This window comes from Herbaspirillum camelliae (genome assembly GCF_001929405.1).
In the GTDB taxonomy this organism is placed as follows: Bacteria; Pseudomonadota; Gammaproteobacteria; order Burkholderiales; family Burkholderiaceae_D; genus Herbaspirillum; species Herbaspirillum seropedicae.
Genome location: NZ_KV880769.1, coordinates 1,755,079 through 1,773,677, shown reverse-complemented (window position 1 = coordinate 1,773,677; position 18,599 = coordinate 1,755,079). Strand labels below are relative to the sequence as shown.

General features: G+C 53.7%; 15 protein-coding genes and 1 pseudogene. 8 read left to right on the top strand and 8 right to left on the bottom strand.

From position 1 onward, the window contains the following. Positions 1-200: pseudogene (locus tag BGK68_RS28210) on the bottom strand (IS3 family transposase); the annotation flags it as partial. Between the two features lie 41 nt (positions 201-241). After that, positions 242-556, bottom strand: a complete 315-nt coding sequence (locus BGK68_RS07865) for a transposase (RefSeq protein ID WP_017455550.1) — start codon at positions 554-556, stop codon at positions 242-244. Positions 557-825: 269 nt separating this feature from the next. Between BGK68_RS07865 and BGK68_RS07860 the strand changes: the two genes are divergently transcribed. Together BGK68_RS07860 and BGK68_RS07855 are read left to right on the top strand one after the other, a co-directional pair. Beyond that, the gene (locus BGK68_RS07860) at positions 826-2,385 is read left to right on the top strand and encodes a tetratricopeptide repeat protein (RefSeq protein WP_075256634.1); all 1,560 of its coding nucleotides are present in this window, start codon (positions 826-828) and stop codon (positions 2,383-2,385) included. A gap of 165 nt (positions 2,386-2,550) precedes the next feature. Continuing rightward, on the top strand, positions 2,551-3,711 hold the full coding sequence (locus BGK68_RS07855) for a porin (RefSeq protein ID WP_075256633.1): 1,161 nt from the start codon (positions 2,551-2,553) through the stop codon (positions 3,709-3,711). 102 nt (positions 3,712-3,813) lie between these two features. On the opposite strand, the gene BGK68_RS07850 is transcribed toward BGK68_RS07855, so the two are convergent. The 6 genes from BGK68_RS07850 to BGK68_RS07825 are packed head-to-tail and all read right to left on the bottom strand — an operon-like array spanning position 3,814 to position 9,786. Further along, complete coding sequence (locus BGK68_RS07850) at positions 3,814-4,251, bottom strand: Fur family transcriptional regulator (RefSeq protein ID WP_083657755.1); 438 nt, start codon at positions 4,249-4,251, stop codon at positions 3,814-3,816. Between the two features lie 15 nt (positions 4,252-4,266). Continuing rightward, on the bottom strand, positions 4,267-5,070 hold the full coding sequence (locus BGK68_RS07845; protein ID WP_075259725.1) for an ABC transporter permease: 804 nt from the start codon (positions 5,068-5,070) through the stop codon (positions 4,267-4,269). A 5-nt stretch (positions 5,071-5,075) separates the two neighbouring features. Continuing rightward, positions 5,076-5,669, bottom strand: a complete 594-nt coding sequence (locus BGK68_RS07840; RefSeq protein WP_075259724.1) for an ABC transporter ATP-binding protein — start codon at positions 5,667-5,669, stop codon at positions 5,076-5,078. Between the two features lie 29 nt (positions 5,670-5,698). After that, the gene (locus BGK68_RS07835; protein ID WP_075256631.1) at positions 5,699-7,066 is read right to left on the bottom strand and encodes a hypothetical protein; all 1,368 of its coding nucleotides are present in this window, start codon (positions 7,064-7,066) and stop codon (positions 5,699-5,701) included. Beyond that, entirely contained in the window at positions 7,059-8,297 is a 1,239-nt protein-coding gene (locus BGK68_RS07830) for an ATP-grasp domain-containing protein (RefSeq protein ID WP_075256630.1), read from the bottom strand. The genes BGK68_RS07835 and BGK68_RS07830 overlap by 8 nt, the downstream gene beginning before the upstream one ends. Before the next feature lie 10 nt (positions 8,298-8,307). Further along, positions 8,308-9,786 carry a pyridoxal phosphate-dependent decarboxylase family protein gene (locus tag BGK68_RS07825; RefSeq protein WP_075256629.1) on the bottom strand — a complete coding sequence of 493 codons (1,479 nt, stop codon included), beginning with the start codon at positions 9,784-9,786 and terminating at the stop codon, positions 8,308-8,310. Between the two features lie 161 nt (positions 9,787-9,947). On the opposite strand from BGK68_RS07825, the gene BGK68_RS07820 reads away from it, so the two are divergent. From BGK68_RS07820 to BGK68_RS07795, 6 genes are all read left to right on the top strand, one after another. After that, on the top strand, positions 9,948-10,550 hold the full coding sequence (locus BGK68_RS07820) for an undecaprenyl-diphosphatase (protein ID WP_158035423.1): 603 nt from the start codon (positions 9,948-9,950) through the stop codon (positions 10,548-10,550). Between the two features lie 34 nt (positions 10,551-10,584). Next, positions 10,585-11,247 (top strand): response regulator, encoded by a 663-nt coding sequence (locus BGK68_RS07815; RefSeq protein ID WP_075256627.1) that lies wholly within the window; start codon positions 10,585-10,587, stop codon positions 11,245-11,247. After that, a complete protein-coding gene (locus BGK68_RS07810; protein WP_075256626.1) occupies positions 11,223-12,572 on the top strand; it encodes a sensor histidine kinase in 1,350 nt (449 codons plus the stop codon). Before BGK68_RS07815 ends, BGK68_RS07810 begins: the two co-directional genes overlap by 25 nt. Positions 12,573-12,825: 253 nt before the next feature. Further along, on the top strand, positions 12,826-13,992 hold the full coding sequence (locus BGK68_RS07805; RefSeq protein WP_075256625.1) for an efflux RND transporter periplasmic adaptor subunit: 1,167 nt from the start codon (positions 12,826-12,828) through the stop codon (positions 13,990-13,992). Positions 13,993-13,999: 7 nt separating this feature from the next. Next, on the top strand, positions 14,000-17,161 hold the full coding sequence (locus tag BGK68_RS07800; RefSeq protein ID WP_075256624.1) for an efflux RND transporter permease subunit: 3,162 nt from the start codon (positions 14,000-14,002) through the stop codon (positions 17,159-17,161). Between the two features lies 1 nt (position 17,162). Next, positions 17,163-18,590, top strand: coding sequence for an efflux transporter outer membrane subunit (locus BGK68_RS07795; protein WP_075256623.1), 1,428 nt, complete (start codon positions 17,163-17,165; stop codon positions 18,588-18,590). Positions 18,591-18,599 lie beyond the last annotated feature (9 nt).

Below are 18,599 nucleotides of genomic sequence, written 5' to 3'. Positions count from 1 at the left end.
TGAACCTCTTCCTGCACCGTGTTCTTATTGAACCCGAGCAGGCCAGCCACCGTGCGATAGCCGAAGGACGGCTCTTCCAGGATCATCTTGCGAATGGGTTCGGCAAAGCGCTCCTGCACCTTGGGCTCAGCCTTCACCGGCTTGTAGTAAGCGCTGCGCCTGGCAATCCCAAACCACGCGCATATCTTGCTGACAGCCACATCGAAACCGTCTTGTTTGAGTCCCTGGCGGATGGTCTCGATTACTTGTCTTCCTCGCCCAACAGGGACGCCAATTTTTTTCTGGCGCGCAGCTCCAGCATGGCTTCTCCGTAGGCTTCCTGCAGCTCCTTGAGTTGCCGCTCGTACTGTTCTCTCACATCCAGCGGCTTGGCGCGCAGGGCGTTCTCCATCCCTTTGCGGCCTTCATCGACCCATTCTTCGATCTCGGATGGCGGGATATCAAACGACCGGCTAGCCTCGGCTACCGTCGTCTTTCCCTGGATGATTTCCATCACCAGCGCCGCTTTGCGCTTGGCTGTCCAACGTTTGAATTCTTCTTCCATGACCTTGCTCATTTTGATTCCCTTTTAGGATTATCTACTGAGCAGGTTTTTAGTGGGTCATTACATTCGCGAACCAGTCATCGGTTGATTCGGCCTACGACGTCCCAAAGCGGCTAGCTCTTCTTAGCTCAGAGAGCGACAGCAGCCAGCTCTACCCGCCATCGACATAGCAACGGAGAAATGCATGAACCGTCAGCATCCCGACGACCTCGGGGCGCAGGGCTTCTTTCGCCCTGACGAATTAGAAGAGGGCCTCGAGAAGACCACCATTGGAGGTGAACATGGCCACCCGTGATGCACTGCCCATTATCAGAGCGGCCAGGACCGGAACCGCAGCGGCCCAACTTGCGCTTGGCGCCCGCTACTTCTATGGAATGAGTGGCCTTCCACAGAGTACCGGCACAGCATTTTATTGGCTTGAGCGCGCCGCACGGCAGAACCTTGAGGAGGCGTTCATGATGATTGGACAGAACGTACCATACGAGACGGTAGCAACAATGGCGCGTCCTTATGAGGCAGCACCTTGGTACGAGAAAGCCTACGATGCCGGCGTTCTTAAAGCCGGTCTCGTTTTCGCGAGAATTGTCCTTGAACATGTAAAACAATGCGGCGTCGGAGCTAAGAAGAAGGCGCTACACGTACTCAAGTCTTTGGCTGACGCTAAGGACCACGAAGCTCAATGGATGCTTGCCCAATACCTCCATCAGAACGTCCCTCCAAGCGCTAATCGTCATTCTGGCGCTATAGAGTCAATTGAGGCCGTTCGATTTGGGAACGAGCTTACCCAGAAAGCGGCCCAGGCTGGGATAGAAGCTGCACAGTATTCTTTGTCAGAGCAGGCTTGGCAGAATGGAAGCTACAAAGAATATGAAATACTTGCCACACCACTCGCGGAAAAGCTACTTCAGCGCTATGAAATAGCACGGTCCCAACATGTCAAAGAACCCCTGGCGGCCGCTCAAATCGAACTTAGTTCCCAGGAAACAGCTCTCTTGATGAATTACGCGGAAGTGTTGCAGAGCCAAACGAAGGTACCACTTCTTAGAGTACAGCGTCTCTTGGAAATAGTGGCCATTAGCGGCTCAGCTCACGCAAGACTTAAGCTTGGGTTGCGACATGCTCGTATCGACCTAGCTGGTGAACGGACCTTCCCTAATCACGGAGCGGCGCACTATACAAAAGCTATTCCTTGGCTGCTATACGCTGCTCATGACGGCTTACCCGAAGCTTGGCACGCGCTGTCACGCATCTACGCAAAGTCAGAATTCTCTCAGCGAAACTTAATTACGTCTCGTGGTTACCTAGAGCGCGCAGCAGAAATGGGGCTCCTATCTGCTCAAATAGAGTATGCGCAAACATCTTGGCGCTATCGGCGTGAATCCCAGTTCAACGATATCCGTGCTGCTTATTGGTGGCTGAAGGCCGCGGAACAAGGAGACGTTCAGGCCCGCAAGGAGCTCGAGGCATTCGCAAAACTACCACTGAAGGGGAAGTGGGCGGAGCAGATTCTAGACCAAGTTACGACAAAAATTCGCAAGGCCAATCCATTTCTATCTATTCGGCTCGAAATCGCCGTTGCATTTGGCCTGTCTCGCCCCGAGGCGTTACTCCTTGATTTCAGGAAGGGAGACCATGGGCATTGCCTAGAGGTAGATATCAGCAAATACCACGCAAAAAGCCGTCGGCGCCTAGTTTTGGTTGATAGCGAAGAACAGCGAGAAGTATTAAAGGCTGCCGCCCGAGTGTTCGGTGACGTTGACCTTAGTACGAACGGTCCTGAAGGGAATTATCGAAAGAGGCAATACAAGTTAAAAACACTTCTTCCCTCTTCAACACCTTAGAAAACAGGCTCAAATAAAACAACAATTTCTATCGAATCACTTGAACGACACCGAAATAGTTATTCATTTTCACCAAGCAGAAGTCACCGCAAAGAAGAACCCTTAATGTTCAACAATCCGACAACAAGTCCGGATTATTACGACCACTTTGTAGAAGGAAGTCACATGAAAAAATCTCTGCTCGCACTGGCTGTTCTCGGCGCATTCGCTGGCGCAGCTCAAGCTCAAAGCTCCGTCACTATCTATGGCATCGTCGACACGGGCGTTGTCTACACCAGCAAGGCTCTGAACGCAGCTGGTACCGGCACCGGTAGCAAGTTCAGCGTCAACTCCGGCGTTCTGCAAAGCTCCCGTCTGGGCTTCAAGGGCACTGAAGACCTGGGCGGTGGCATGCAGGCACTGTTCGTTCTGGAGAGCGGCTTCAAGAACGATACCGGCGCCCTGGATGACTCCAAGACCACCAATACTTTGTTCCGTCGCAAATCGTTGGTAGGTCTGTCCGGCAACTTCGGCTCCGTGCTGCTGGGCCGTAACACCGACTACGCTGACGTCATCTCCTCGTACACTTCGGTTGGCGACTTCTTCGGCGTGACCGGTGCCGTCGGCCACAACCTGGACCGACTGGAAGGTGTTCGTACCAACAATTCCGTCACCTACACCACTAACACCATCGCTGGTTTCACCGGCAACCTGATGTACGGCTTCGGCGAAACAGCCGGTCAGACTTCCGCTGGTCAGGCCTTCAACATTGGTGGCAAGTACGACAACGGTCCTCTGGGTCTGGGTATCAACTACTATCAGTCCAAGCAAGGCTCGACTCCTTCGGACACCAACCTGCTGGTTGGCACCACTGGTCTGGGCGACCCGACCCAAGCTGGCAACTCGGCATTCAAGGTCCTGACCCTTGCTGCGAGCTACCAGTTCGGTGCAGCACGTGTGTACGGTAACTACTCGCGCGTGAAGCAAGACCTGAACACCGGCTCGCCGACCGCTCTGGCTTCGAAGACCCTGTCCGCCGCTAACAAGGCTGACATCTACGAACTGGGTACCTCCTACATGCTGTCCCCCAGCTTGAAGTTGATGGGCGCTGTTACCCACACCCGCGCCGGCTTCAATTCGTCGGCCAAAGGCAAGCTGACGCAGTTCAGCTTGGGCACCGACTACTACATGTCTAAGCGCACTGACCTGTACGCTATCGTCGCTAACATCCGTGCTTCCGACATGGCTAACACCGGCGTGTTTGGCGATGCCGTTGGTAACAGCACCATCGGGGGTGCCGATGGTAGCCAGACCGCCGTGGCTGTTGGTATCCGCCACAAGTTCTAATAGTTTATTTTAGACATCCCGGCGATGTCTTGAGGCTACGCCTCCCCGAAAAGGGAGGCATTCGCCCGCATGAGGTTGATTCATGCGGGCTTTTTTTCTTGCCTAGCGCTCAGCGCAAGTTGGACAAGTTACCTGAATCACGATGGGGCGTTCTCCTGGTTGCAATTCCATGGTCTCCGCGAGGCTATTCAGCTCAGGACGTAACTTGGGGAGTGACACTTCCATGCTGCGATTACACATCACGCATACAACTTCGGGGGAAGCTTGCTTACTATTCAAACGGCCCAGTGAGAAGAGCAGGCGAATTTCCTGCCCTTCTTTATACCAACCTCGCTCTACCAAGCCGTAGTTGCTCAGCTCTTTAAGTACGCGATAGACAGAAGCAAGGCTTATGGAACCACCATCTCCTGTAACCTTCATGAAGATGCTCTCCGCGGTCATACGTTTACGGCCAGTCTCTTCCAAGACAGATAGCAACTGAAGTCGGGTGGCTGTAGGGCGCAATCCTTTTGATTTAAGGAGCGTTAGAGCTTTATTCATATTTATACCGGGATATTAGCGGAAGCCGGGGCGAAGCCTATCTAGCCTGAGTCGATGTCGAGAATCAGTAAGACGTAGCGCGGCGAGAGATGTGCATCCATAGGCAGCCATGCCGCTGGCGCCAGCTAGGATGAACATCAGCAAAATCTGGTATTTCGCTGCTTCCAGCGCATCCATACCTGCCAGCACCTGGCCGGTCATGATTCCAGGTAGGGTGATGATTCCCGCAGCCGACATTTGATTGATGACTGGAAGAATCCCGCTGCGAACCGCGGCAATCAACTGCGGTCGCATGGCCTCATGTCTAGTCGCTCCCAAAGCGATTCTGGTCTCAATCTCTGCGGCAGACGAACTCGCGCTTGAAAGAAATGTGTCCATCGCGATGCTTGCCGAATTCAACACGCTCCCAAGCACGATTCCCGTCAACGGAATCGCATATCGAGGTTCGTACCATGGCTCTGGCCGTATTGCCGTTGTGAGAGCTAGAGCCACCGTTAACAGCGATGAAGTGCCCACAACAATCGCACTGATACCTAGCCCAAATCTCCCTTGAAATTGCTTTTTTGGCCGACTCGCTACTTCACGAGCAGCTGCGGCAATCATCACAAGCACGGCTAGTGTTGTCATCAAGGGAGACTGATTTCCTAGTATCCAGCGCAATATCAGGCCGACCAGGAGCAGCTGAATGACCATTCTTAATGCCGCAGTCACCAACGATTTGTGAACTTGCAAGCCAAGTAGAAGTGAGACCAGACCGTTGACAATGATAAGAATGGAGGCCAGGGTCAAATCCACCGGGGAAAGCGAGAGAACTGTCACGTTCATCATCTCCGCTTAACTTCAATCGTGTTGCTGGCCAAACGCTCTGCTTGTTCTTTAGAATGTGTTACGAGAAGAATCGACATGCCACCTCGCATTTTGGAAAGAAGTAGGTCTTCCATACAAAGTACATTGCCAGCATCCAATGCGCTGGATGGTTCGTCTAGCAGAAGCACTGACGGGTTCTTTAGAAGTGAGCGAATTAATGCGGCTCGTTGGCGCTCGCCAGTAGAAAGTTCGGAGATGGCCGCCTTAAGGCGGTCACCCTTTAAATTGAGCCGTTCCGCAAGCACCTCTGCGGCGCCATGGGCTTCAACCGGCAAGTGTTCAATGACACTCGAGTGCCACCATGCGACATCCGCACCCTGATAGAGAACCTTCTTTCTCCACTCGGGTGCTGTATATGCAGTTCGCGCCTTCCCATCAAGGAAAACCTCGCCAGCGCCCGGGTCCATATCAGCAAGGAGTCGCAATAATCTTGTTTTCCCGGCGCCGGACGGGCCAGATACTACCGTGCACTCCCCTGCCAACAAGCTGAAGCTGATTGGTGCAATCAACGTCGAGCAGACCTCAAGCGCTTGCAGTCGCGGGGTCGACATGACGAATCCTCCCTGTGAAATTGAAGTAATCATGGCAAGAGCCTAATTTCCTCGTCGAGAGCACGGATTGCGGAATGAACCTCTTCGTGCAGCCACACAATTCCTTCGTTGTTCGGCATGCGACATACTTTCACCAGCATTGTCGCTGAGAGGCTTAAACGCAAGAATTGGGTGCGTTGATATCCGCGCCCACCACACGGAACTGGTTGACCAAGGGCATAGATATTTCCGTTACTTTGTCGACGTGTCAGCAAGTTTCGATAGACACGCTCAACTTCGTAAGTAGCCAAGTTCCTCTTAGGAATGCGATGCATTCCTCGCAAGGCAAATAAACTACGTGGTCCTTTTGAGATATCACGAATTGACTCAAGCAACTCCACAGTATCTATCTCTGCGACGGCACTCAGAACGGCCGCCTGAAAGTGCGCGACCACCTCGTTCCGTAGTGCTGCAGATATTCGTTGATGGCGAGACATAGAGAATAGTGCGGCTTCCCAGCGAGCAAGCAGGCCGAAATTCGGAACTCCATGGTCATCTAAATCTGCCGCCTCGCCCGGCCAGAAACGACTCCACTGCTTGTCGGCTAACAGCGCTCCACAGAATGCTGGGGCACCAAAGAACTTCGAGCCAGTGAGAGCCACCATGAAATGTGAGCGGATGTATTCATTGAGACGATTCTCATCGCATCTAAACTGAGAACAATCAACCAAGACGGCCACATCCTCTGGCGACTTAGCAGCTAAAAGCTTGACCAGGTCGAGACTGGGATATATCCCACCTGACTTTGACTCATCAACTCGAATGAGGAGAACAGGAACTTCTGCAGTAATTGCTTCGACCACAGCACGGTAGAAATCCTGGTCAATTGACTTTGCAGACCTCGGTGAGCCATCAAGATGTCGGATTGGAATCTCTGTTATTTCAGCCGTATTTTCTCCGTGCTCACGACTTCCAGTTAGAAGTGACGACAAAATCTTGCTGCCGGTTTCGGGGGACTCCCCCATGACAATACGAAAAGGCTTGCCAAATTTCCGGTGGGCGAGCTCCGCAGCCATTGCATGTGCATCAGTGCCTGAACGGTGCAGATACCAATGTAGACCCACACTAGCAAGCCCCCATATATCGATAAATTCCTTCCGAATCCGCTGCTCTTCAAGTCGCCAAACATTGACGGCATTCCCCTCAATCAGCTCTTCGTTAATTCGATTTCTGAATCTTTCGATAGCAAACCATGCTTCAGGCGAAACATGACTCGCCGTCGAGGAGGAAAACTCAACTTGGCTATCACGCGGCTGAGGGCTGATTCCATATTTGTTGGTGCCGGTTTGCTCGTCCACAAGAATGCGCTCGTCGCCGCCTTGAACGAGCAACTGGCTAATTATCGGCAGCCTATTCATTACACTTTCCCGCTGCGTTGTGAACCATCTTCTGGAACGCCTCAAATACCTTGCGCATTGCGACATGCTTGTACGGGAACATGTCTATAGGGTCCATGGCATGAACAATCATGCCGGTGTCCAACTCAAAGACCAGCAACTTTCCGTCCGGGGTCTCGCCACAGTCGATGCCGAAATAGTCCAAAGGAAACGCATCATGAAGGGCAGCAAAGGCCTCCTTGTGGCGAACAGCAAAACCATCTTCAAAATTGGCCATGGTGCTCGCCTCTTCACTGCGACGCTCTGGACGAGCAGTCATGTCGGCATTGAGATAATGGACCATCCAGTGATTAGAGATGGCCATATGACATAGAAATGGCGCCCCTTCAATGAAAACAATTCTGTATTTTCGGAATAGACCATCGGTACTTCGGTAATCCACAAAGCTAGAGAGATAAAACTCGGGAATGCCATCAAACTGAGCTAAATAGGCACCTAGTTCGGCGCGATTATTTACCTTTTCAAGCCCCTTACCTGCATGAGAATCGACTGGCCGCACAATCAATGGCCACGCTCCGTCGGCCAAAAATTCGGTTTCCTCTGCGCCTTCTACGATGGCACCTAAGTCATAGTTGGAGACACGAGCAGTCAACGGCGCATAAACTGAGGCGACGTCGTTCAAAAGAAGCGATACCGAATCACGCGCTAAACACAGTGAGTGCAACGGATGATTAAGCAGCGGGGAGTTCCAACCATCAGCTGCGCCGCAAAGTTCATTCAATAAATCACTGGTTGCTGCGGATTCGCCTACGGCGACGAAAATGACATCGTGCTCAGGAAGCTTTGATGGTATTGGCTCCCCTGGCACAAGGTAAAACGCTTCAAGCGCTATATCTGCATGAGATACTAAGAATTCCAACGGCGTATTCGCCATGAAGTTACCAGGTGCCACGATGGCTAGGAGCCTCACGGTCGGCTCGGAAGCGGCAGTAGGCAATTTGAAATGCCGCTCCAGACGTAGTGCCTCATTCTGAATGCTGGCAGCCATAGTTTCATTGCCACCAATCTGAAGAATGTACGACAGGTCCATATGCCGAATTGCATCATCTGGGTTCTCAGTCAGATGCGCAATTATTTTTGTACCGAGGGGGGTAAGGTCTACCCCAGAAAATGCCGCGTGAAGTAACCTCTCCAACCCGAGCTGAAAAGGTGAGTCCGGCACAAGTTCCGGGCTCGACAATGAAAAAGGCATGAATTTTTCCCTACGAAGTGCCGACGTTGTTTAGCTCTCGGCCCTGCATGACAACGAAGTCGACCAACGATTCCAGCTGCGCCCGACTTGTTCTATGGTTAAAGAGAGCCGCCCGTATGGCGTACTTTCCCGAGATTCGAGTAGATGATGGCGCCGCGATTCCTGACCGTTGGAGCGCCAACAACAGACAGGAATTTACGTTTTCACTCAACGTCTCGACCGTGCGGTAACGGAAACATACGATGTTCAGGTTCACCGGCGCCAAAAGCTCCAATTCATCACTGCGCTCGATAAGCTTTGCCAAGTACCTGGCTCGTTCGCAGCTCTCTGAAATTGATTTCCCTAATCGCTCAGTTCCATAGACCTTCAACGTCATCCATGTCTTGAGCGCCCGGAACCCTCTCGATAAATCGGGTCCCAGGTCGCACGGCCATGGAGAGCCATCGGACATTCCACCCCGTTCGCGAGCCAGGTAGCTTTGATTTGTTTCGGCAAAGGCGGCCAACTGACGTTCTCTACTTCGAACCAAAATGAACCCTGCGTCATATGGGACATGCAGCCATTTATGAAAGTCCATCGCGATTGAGTCAGCGCGCTGTATTCCAGCGACTTTGTTAGCGAGGTCTGGAGCCAAGACGCAAAGGGCACCGAATGCGCCATCTACGTGGAAATGAACGTTGTACTCGGCAGCCAGGTCGGCTAGCTCGCTCATGCCGTCAATTGCGCCAACATCGACAGTGCCGGCGGTCCCTACGATTAGGAACGGACTGCAACCTGAGGCCAAGTCCTCCTGGATAGCCCGGCGCATAGCTTGAATGTCCACTGCGCCATCTGGCTGCTGCGCTATCAACCTAAGATTGGCACTTCCCAGGCCGGCCATATCCATCGCTCGAGAAATGCATCCATGAGCGGCCGTAGACGCATATGCGACCAACTCTTGCCCAGGCTTCTGTTGCACGCCTTGCTTCCGGATGCTCTTCCCGCAAGCCCAAGTCCTCGCAACTAGCACGCCGATGAAGTTAGCCATGGACGAGCCCGTGACGAACAAGCCGCTGGCGCTGTCTGGAAACTCAAACAGCTGACTCATCCACCGTACAACCTGGCGCTCGACCTCGATAGGCATATGGTCTCGCCCACCTAAGTTCGCATTCAGCCCAGCCGCCAACATTTCGGCGAGCATTCCCACAGGAGTGCCGGCACCGTGTACCCACCCCATGAAACCTGGATGGGTGTTACCTACTGAAAATGGCAGAATGCTGTCTCGAAACAGGCCGTATGTCTGCTCCAACGCACATGGAGCTTGCGGCAACGACTCGATGATGGAATGGCGGACATTTGGTGGAATCGGCTGCCAAACTGGACCACGGCCTGTGGACGCCCGCTGAAGATAGCAAAACATCTCATCGAGCATGGCATGCCCTTGCTTGCGCAATGCTCCCCAATCCTCAGGTTCCAGCGGGCTTTTCCAGTCATTACTTTCGGTATTCATGCAAACCTCAGCGCCCGTCGCAATTCATCGTCAAGTCAGATGACCCGCATCGTATCGAGCCCGACTTAGCTATTACTTAGGTGTGTTGGTGAGAATCCCGCGGTTTATTGGCCTCTCCCCTCAGGAAGGCCTAAGTCTCGCCAACTATGCTGGCGAAACTTATGAAAGCAGAAACAGGCATGGAACTACTTAATCAGAAAATTTTTCTGCTGCTGAATTGCAGCAATGTGTGCAGCGGCACTTGGAGAGACCACCTTGCAATTTTTACGGCCGAATGGCTGGTATGGGCTCTTCCTCTGCTTCTAACGTACATGTGGCTGTCCGGAAACTTCAAGATGAAGCGAGCTGCCGTTTTCGCCGCCTCCTCTGCCTTAGTCGCTTTGGGAATTGGGGGCGTGATTGGCTGGCTGTGGCCACAACCCCGTCCATTTACGTTGCCATTGGGGCATTTGCTCATCAACCACACTGCGGATGCATCCCTACCAAGCGACCATTTGACCCTGTGGTGGGGCATCACTTTGGGCTTGGCGTATTCGCCCCCCACTAGGCGGATTGGTCTAATATTGGCAGTGGTTGGCTTGGCTCCAGCCTGGGCCCGCATCTTTGTAGGTGTGCACTTCCCTGCCGACATGCTAGCCGCGTTTGTGGTTTCTCTTGGCTCTGCTCACATTGTGAGTACGTATGGCCGCACCTTGATGACCAAGGCAGCGGTTATGGGTATTAAGGCCCAGCGTGCGCTTGTTCGGCGATACTCCCCCGGCTGATGTCGCCGGCAACCATATTTTTGGAAGGTTTGATGTGAGAGTGCTATTGGTTGAAGATGACCGCATGATTTCCGCTGCAACAGAACAGGCATTACGCGACGCGGCCTATGCTGTTGATTGTGTCAGCGATGGAGGTGCCGCCCAGCTTTCGGTCAATACCCAGCAATACGACGTGATTTTGCTGGACCTCGGATTGCCGAGGCTGGATGGCTTTCACGTGCTACGTCACTTGCGCGACAACAATATAAGCACGCCTGTTCTTATCATCACGGCGAGAGACGCTCTGGAAGATAGAATCCGTGGCTTAGATGGTGGTGCCGATGATTATGTTATGAAGCCCTTCGAAATGGATGAACTACTGGCGCGCATGAGGGCCGTGATTCGTCGCCACGGTGGTAGCGGGAGCCCCGTCCTTACGAACGGCGCAATTCAATTGGACCCAACGACACGCGAAATGACTTTCGAGGGTATAACTCAGCGCCTGTCGGCCCGCGAATTTAGCCTAATGCAATCGCTGATGTTACGACCGGGGGCCATTTTGTCCCGCCAAGACTTGGAGGACCGAATCTACGGCTGGAACGAAGAAGTCGAAAGCAATGCTGTGGAATATCTGATTCACTCAATCCGCAAAAAGTTTGGAAACCCAATCATCAAAAATGTTAGGGGCCTAGGATGGATGGTCTCAAAAGGAAATTAACTGGCTCGCTGCAAGCTCAGCTCTCATTTTGGCTCTCGGTTGTCATTATTGTGACCTCGGTTGGAGGTGGCTATTTCTCGTTCCTCGGCACTTTTCATGAAGCAAATGAGTTCCAAGATGACCAGCTGAGGCAAATTGCCGGCTTAATGCAGCAACAAGAGCCACACACTGGCCTTCTCATTACTCAAAGTATTGAGCAAAGCGAAGACCCTGAATCCCAAGTAATTGTGCAGGTTCTGGCATCAAACGTGAACCAGATTCGCCTGCTTGATGAGGACGTTAACCTACCATTCTCTCTTCCAGAGGTTGTGCAAACAGTACCTGGGAGTCGCTATATGTGGCGGGTGTTCATAAGGCACTTGCCTAGCGGTGGTCGATTAGTAGTCAGCCAGCGAACAGATATTCGAGACGAAATTGCAAGTAGCAGCGCATGGAGGACAATGTATCCACTCATGCTTTTGATGCCTGTACTGCTTCTGCTCCTTAACGTATTGATTCGCACAATGCTGAAGCCAGTCAAAGCGCTGTCGCATGAACTGGACCTACGCAAGGACTCTGACTTAAGCCCACTAGATGACCGACACGTTCCCAGTGAAATACGGCCATTTACTGCCTCTATTAATGCGCTTCTCCTTCGAGTGAAGCGGTCTGTCGACATGCAAAAGCGATTCGTCGCAGACGCCGCACATGAACTGCGCTCACCTCTGACGGCACTTTCCCTGCAGGCCGATAATATCCGCAAAATTGAGCTTCCACCCGTGGCCCAAGAGCGGATGATGGAGTTACGCGGCGGCCTTCAGAGGATGCGCTCCCTATTGGAGCAATTGCTGGTAATGGCCCGCAGCCAGGAGTCGGTTGCCTACCCCAATATAACCATCTCGATGGAGGATGTCTTCAAGCAAGTGCTAGAGGACCTCATTCCCTCAGTTGAAGCCAAGAATCTGGACATTGAAGTCGATACCGAGCGTTCTGCCATTTTTTCGGGACAGCTTTTTGACGCGTTGATGCTCATTAAAAACTTAGCTGATAACGCCATCAGGTACACACCTGCCGGAGGCCAGCTTATCCTTCGGGCGCGCCGCGAAAATGACTTCTTAACCGTTACCGTAGAAGATTCGGGACCAGGAATCCCCGAACAAGAAATGGAACGTATCTTCGACCCGTTCTATCGTATTCTTGGAAGCGGAGAATCTGGCTCGGGTCTTGGCCTGGCTATTGTCAAAGCTATCGCAGAACGAAACGGCGCCACAATCAAATTTAATAACCGTATTGATAACAACGGTGTACGCTGCGGGCTTCGCGCCACTGTGCAATTCCCCATCTAAAGAGCGATATCCCCTATCGTACGCGCGATGGCCAACTTCCCATGGTCATCGCGCCTCTCCTAAGTAACATCTAAGTCCTCCCCCCTAAAGTGCTCACATGTCGCGACTGCTATAGCAGCGCGTCCGCGCTCACATGAACGTTTCTTAATGAAACGCAAATATCGGCTTAATCGCCTCTCATGCAAAGTGCGCTCCGCCTATCCACCAACTTTGCAAGCCCGCCTTTGCGGTCGAGCACCTTGTGAAAGCACCTATGAGCTTAGTCAAGCCCTACCAAAGCTGCGCCGCCCTGGCAGTGGCAATTACCCTAGCGGCCCTTGCGGGATGCGGGAAGAGCCAACAAGCAGCTCCAGCAGCTGGCCCACAGTCCGTCACCGTGACCACAGTTCACCGTACGTCTGTGCCGGTCAATATCGAGCTGCCCGGTCGGACGTCGGCATATCTGGTCGCCCAAGTGCGGGCACGCGTTGACGGCATCGTTTTGAAGCGTGGCTTCCAAGAAGGTGCTGACGTTCGTGTCGGGCAGTCGCTTTATCAAATTGACCCCGCACCATATCAAGTTGCGTTGAAGAGCGCTGAAGCAACATTGAAGAAAGCGGAATCCAACCTGGTCGCCATGAATCTGCAAGCTGAGCGCTTCAAGGTCTTGGTCGCTGGAAAGGCCATTAGCAAACAGACATATGACAATGCCGTCGCCTCTCAAGGTCAGGCCGAAGCTGACGTAGCAGCCGCTAAAGCAGCTGTGGCGAATGCGCGCATTAATCTCAGCTACACCGCCGTCACCGCCCCAATTTCTGGTCGCAGTAGCGGTTCGCTGGTGACCCAAGGCGCCTATGTCCAAGGAAGTGCTGCCACGTTGCTTACAACAATTCAGCAAATCGACCCGATATACGTCGACCTGAACGAATCCAGCACGGCCGGTCTGCAACTTCGTCGTGATATCGCCTCCGGCAAGATTCGCCCCAACGATGTAAGCGCCGTCAAAATCTCACTGAAGCTGGAAGATGGCACCACATATGACCAACCTGGCAAGCTCCAATACAACGGCATTACTGTGGACCAGACAACTGGCTCAGTGACAGTACGTGCGTCCTTCGCCAATCCCAAAGGTGTCCTTCTACCGGGGATGTTCGTCCATGCGAGCGTCCAGCAAGGCGTGAATGACAATGCGTTCCTGGTTCCTGTTTCTGCTGTGACCCACAACGCTCAAGGTGAAGCCACCGTCATGGCAGTAGATAGCGCCGGCAAGACCGCCACGAAAATCATCCAGACTGGCGCCACCGACGGCCCCAACTGGGTCGTGACCGGTGGGCTGAAGGATGGTGACCGCGTAATTGTGACTGGCTGGCAGAAAGTTCAGCCTGGCTCGCAAGTCACGGCAGTCGAGGCGAGCACGACCAGTTCGTCGGCAGTGAAGTGAGGACGAAATGGCAAAGTTCTTCATCGACCGTCCTATTTTCGCAATCGTCCTCTCCATCCTCATCATGCTGGGTGGCGCGATGGCGATTACCTCTCTGCCCATCGAGCAGTTTCCTCCTATTGCGCCACCCACCGTACAGGTGAGCACTAGCTATCCAGGCGCATCGGCAACAACCGTTCAGAATACCGTTGTCCAAGTCATCGAACAGCAGATGACTGGTATCGACAATCTGCTGTACATGTCTTCGGCCAGCGATGATACCGGCCAGTCCACCACTACTCTGACTTTTGCAGCCGGCACCAATCCGGACGTAGCCCAGGTTCAGGTCCAGAACAAGCTGCAACTGGCTACGCCTCTTCTGCCGACACAAGTGCAGCAGTCCGGCGTGAAGGTCACGAAGTCGACCAACTCATTCCTGATGGTTATCGGCTTTGTGTCCACCGATGGCAGCATGAATAAGTTCGACATCGCCAACTACGTGGTGTCCAACGTTCAGGACTCAATTAGCCGAATCAATGGCGTCGGGAACATGGACGTGTTCGGTTCCCAGTACGCCATGCGTATTTGGCTCGACCCGACCAAACTCAATAGCTACTCCCTGGTTCCATCAGACATCACCACCGCGCTTCAAGCTCAAAACGTTCAAATTTCGGGCGGCCAGCTTGGCGGTGCTCCTGCGGTCAAAGGCCAGCAGCTCAATGCCACTATCACCGAATCTACTCTGCTTCGTACGAAGGAAGACTTCGGCAATATCCTGCTGAAAGTGATGCCCAATGGTGCGCAAGTCCGATTGTCAGACGTTGCCCGCATCGCTCTTGGCGCCGAAAACTTCAACATCGATAACAAGTACAACGGCCAATCAGCCTCTGGTATGGGCATCCAATTGGCGCCTGGTGGTAACGCCTTGACGACTGCCAAAGCAATTAAGGCTCGTATGGCCCAGTTGGAGCCGTATTTCCCGCATGGCCTAAAAGTTGTCTATCCAAACGACGTCACACCGTTCATTCAAGTCTCCATCCAAGAAGTGGTGAAGACGCTGCTTGAGGGTATTGTTTTGGTGTTCCTGGTGATGTACCTGTTCTTGCAGAACATCCGGGCCACACTTATTCCATCCATTACGGTCCCAGTAGTGTTGCTGGGCACCTTCGGCGTTATGGCCGCTCTTGGCTTCACTATCAACACGCTGTCCATGTTCGGCCTGGTCCTTGCGATTGGATTGCTGGTTGACGATGCCATCGTGGTTGTCGAAAACGTCGAGCGGGTGATGCATGAAGAGCATCTCTCGCCACTTGAGGCGACTCGCAAGGCTATGGGACAAATTAGTAGCGCCCTGATTGGTGTGGCGCTCGTCCTGTGCGCGGTATTCGTCCCTGTTGCCTTCTCCAGCGGCACGGTTGGCGGTATTTATCGTCAGTTCTCCCTGACTATTGTCGCATCCATGCTGCTGTCCGTTTTCGTCGCACTGACGTTGACGCCGGCACTTTGCTCAACAATCCTGAAGCGCCCTGACGAAAATCACGCCGAGAAAAAGGGTTTCTTCGGCTGGTTTAACCGGACCTTTGACCTCGGTCGCGACCGTTATGTCTCCGGCGTGCGCCATATCATTGCTCGTTCTGGGCGCTGGCTGGTCATCTACGCAGCTCTCATCGCGGTGGTTGTCGTGATGTTCGGTCGCCTGCCTACGTCATTCTTGCCGTCCGAAGACCAGGGATTCCTGTTCGTTCAAGTGAAGACTGCCCCCGGCACTACGCAGGAAACGACCGGCGCCATCATGGATGAAGTTGCGGCGTACCTGCTGAAGGATGAAAGCGCCATGGTTGATGCCACCTTGACGGTGAACGGCAACGCCAATGGTATCCGCGGACAGAACATTGGCCAGATTTTTGTACATCTTAAGGATTGGTCAGAACGTACAGACCCGAAACTAACCACCCAAGCACTGACAGCCCGCATTGCCAAGCGATACGCCGACTATAAAGCTGCCGACATCTTCGCTCGTAGCCCGCCGCCGATTCGAGGCCTAGGTAGCGCAGCGGGCTTTGACTTCGAGCTTGAAGACCGTGGCGGGCTTGGTCACGCGGCTCTTTCCCAAGCACGCGACCAACTGCTAGCTATGGCGCAAAATGACCCAGCCCTGTCTCAAGTGCGATTCGTTGGGCAATCTGACAATCCTACTTTCAAAATCAACATTGACCGCGAGAAGGCTGCCGCACTCGGCGTGGCTGCATCCGACGTCGACCAGACTTTCTCTTCGATGTGGGGTTCCAGGTATGTGAATAACTTCCTCGACACCGACAACCGCATCAAGAAGGTCTATGTACAAGCCGATGCCCAGTTCCGTATGAATCCGGACGACATCATGAAGCTCTATGTCCGTAGTAACACGGGTGCGATGGTTCCTTTCTCCGCCTTCGGCACCTACCAATGGACCTATGGCCCGCCAAACCTGCAACGCTATAACGGCGTTGAAGCGATGGAAATCCAGGGTCAATCCGCACCTGGCCAAAGTACCGGCCAGGCAATGGCAGCCATGGAAAAGCTGGCGGCGAAGCTTCCCTCCGGCATCGGCTTCGAATGGACCGGCACCTCGCTGCAGCAACAGCAATCCAGCTCGCAGGCGCCTTTGCTGTACGGTCTCTCCATTCTGGTGGTGTTCCTCAGCTTGGCCGCGTTGTATGAGAGCTGGATTATCCCGATGTCGGTAATTATGGTCGTCCCAGTTGGCGTACTTGGCGCCCTGGCAGCAACCTCGGCAACCGGCCTCTCCAACGACATCTACTTCCAGGTGGGTCTGCTGACAGTGATTGGCTTGTCTGCCAAGAACGCGATTCTTATCGTCGAATTCGCTCGCGAACTGCAACACCAGGGCCTGACAGCCCTGCAGGCCGCGATTGAGGCAGCAAAGATGCGTCTGCGCCCCATTGTCATGACCTCGATGGCATTCATGCTTGGCGTTCTTCCGCTAGTCGTCGCCCACGGCGCCGGCTCAGCCAGCCAAAAGGCAATTGGTACGGGCGTCATTGGTGGCACATTGACATCGACGTTCCTGGCTACCTTCCTCATTCCCATGTTCTTCGTCGTAGTGGTGGATAAGCTCGGTGGCAAGAAAGAAAAGAACGGGCCAGACGAACACAGAAGCGATACGACACAGCAGACGGAGGGCCATTGATATGAAACTGATGACTAACGCAATTTGCCTAGCCTTGGCTTCCCTGGCTGCAGGATGCTCTCTCCAACCGGTGTACAACCGCCCTGACACTCCAGTCGCGACGGCCTATCCGACCGGGCCGGCATACGGCACGCAGGCGGCAACATCGCCTGTAGCTGCGAACAACCTTGACTGGCACGACTTCCTTAAGGATGCCCGGTTGCAGCGCCTGGTGGAAATCGCATTGAAGAACAACCGCGACTTGCGCGTAGCCGCACTCAATGTCGATAAAGTTCGAGCGCAGTACCAAATTCAGCGTTCCGCGCTGGTCCCGCAGTTAGATGCTGGCGCCGACCTCGCTGCCTCACGTAAGCCTGGCAGCGTTTCTAGCAGTGGCAAAACAACCTACGCTCACGACTACTCTGCAAATCTGGGAGTGTCTTGGGAGCTCGATTTCTTCGGTCGCATCCGCAGCCTTTCGGATGCAGCCCTGCAGCAATATTTTGCCAGCGGCTATGCACAGCAGGCAGCGAAAATCGCACTGATTTCGCAGGTAGCTGACCAGTATTTGACGCTTTTGGCGTATGGCGAGCAGCTCCAGGTGACCAAAGACACCTTCGAGAATGCTCGTCAAACGTACGACATTATGAAGCTGCAGTACGACACCGGGACGCTGTCTGAACTGGACCTGCGGCTGTCACAGACAACATTGGAACAAGCTCAAATCAACTATTCAGCACAGGTGCGCGCTAAGGCACAGGCTGAAAACGCTATGGTTTTGTTGATTGGCCAGAGCTTGCCAGCTGATTTGCCTACGGGCTCGACGCTGGAAGAGCAAAACCTGCTGTCCGACATCCCAGCCGGCCTCCCCTCTGACTTGCTGCAACATCGACCGGACATCCTCCAGGCAGAGTCGAGCCTTCGCGCTGAAAATGCCAATATTGGCGCTGCGCGTGCAGCTTTCTTCCCTTCTATTTCACTGACGGGCTCAGCTGGCTCGATGAGCACGACCTTGGGCGGTCTCTTCGCCCCTGGGTCTGGAGCGTGGACATTCTCTCCGTCAATTAGCCTGCCCATTTTCTCGGGTGGTGCCAACCAGGCCAATCTCGATGCCGCCAAGGTACAAAAGAGTATCGCCGTGGCCCAATACGAAAAGGCCATCCAGACCGCCTTCAAGGAAGTGACTGACGGCCTCGCGGCACGCGGAACCTACGACGACCAATTGGCGGCTCAGCAGCGTTACGCTGACGCCCAACAACGTCGACTGGAGTTGGCGCAGCTTATGTATGACAACGGCGCCGACAGCTACCTGAACGTGCTGACGGCTAACACCGACTTGTACAACGCTCGCCAATCTCTGATTACCGCACGCCTGAACCGGCTGACGAATCTGGTTGACCTTTACCGCACCATGGGCGGCGGATGGCGCCAACAGGATGTCAAAGGATAAGGAGCGGCC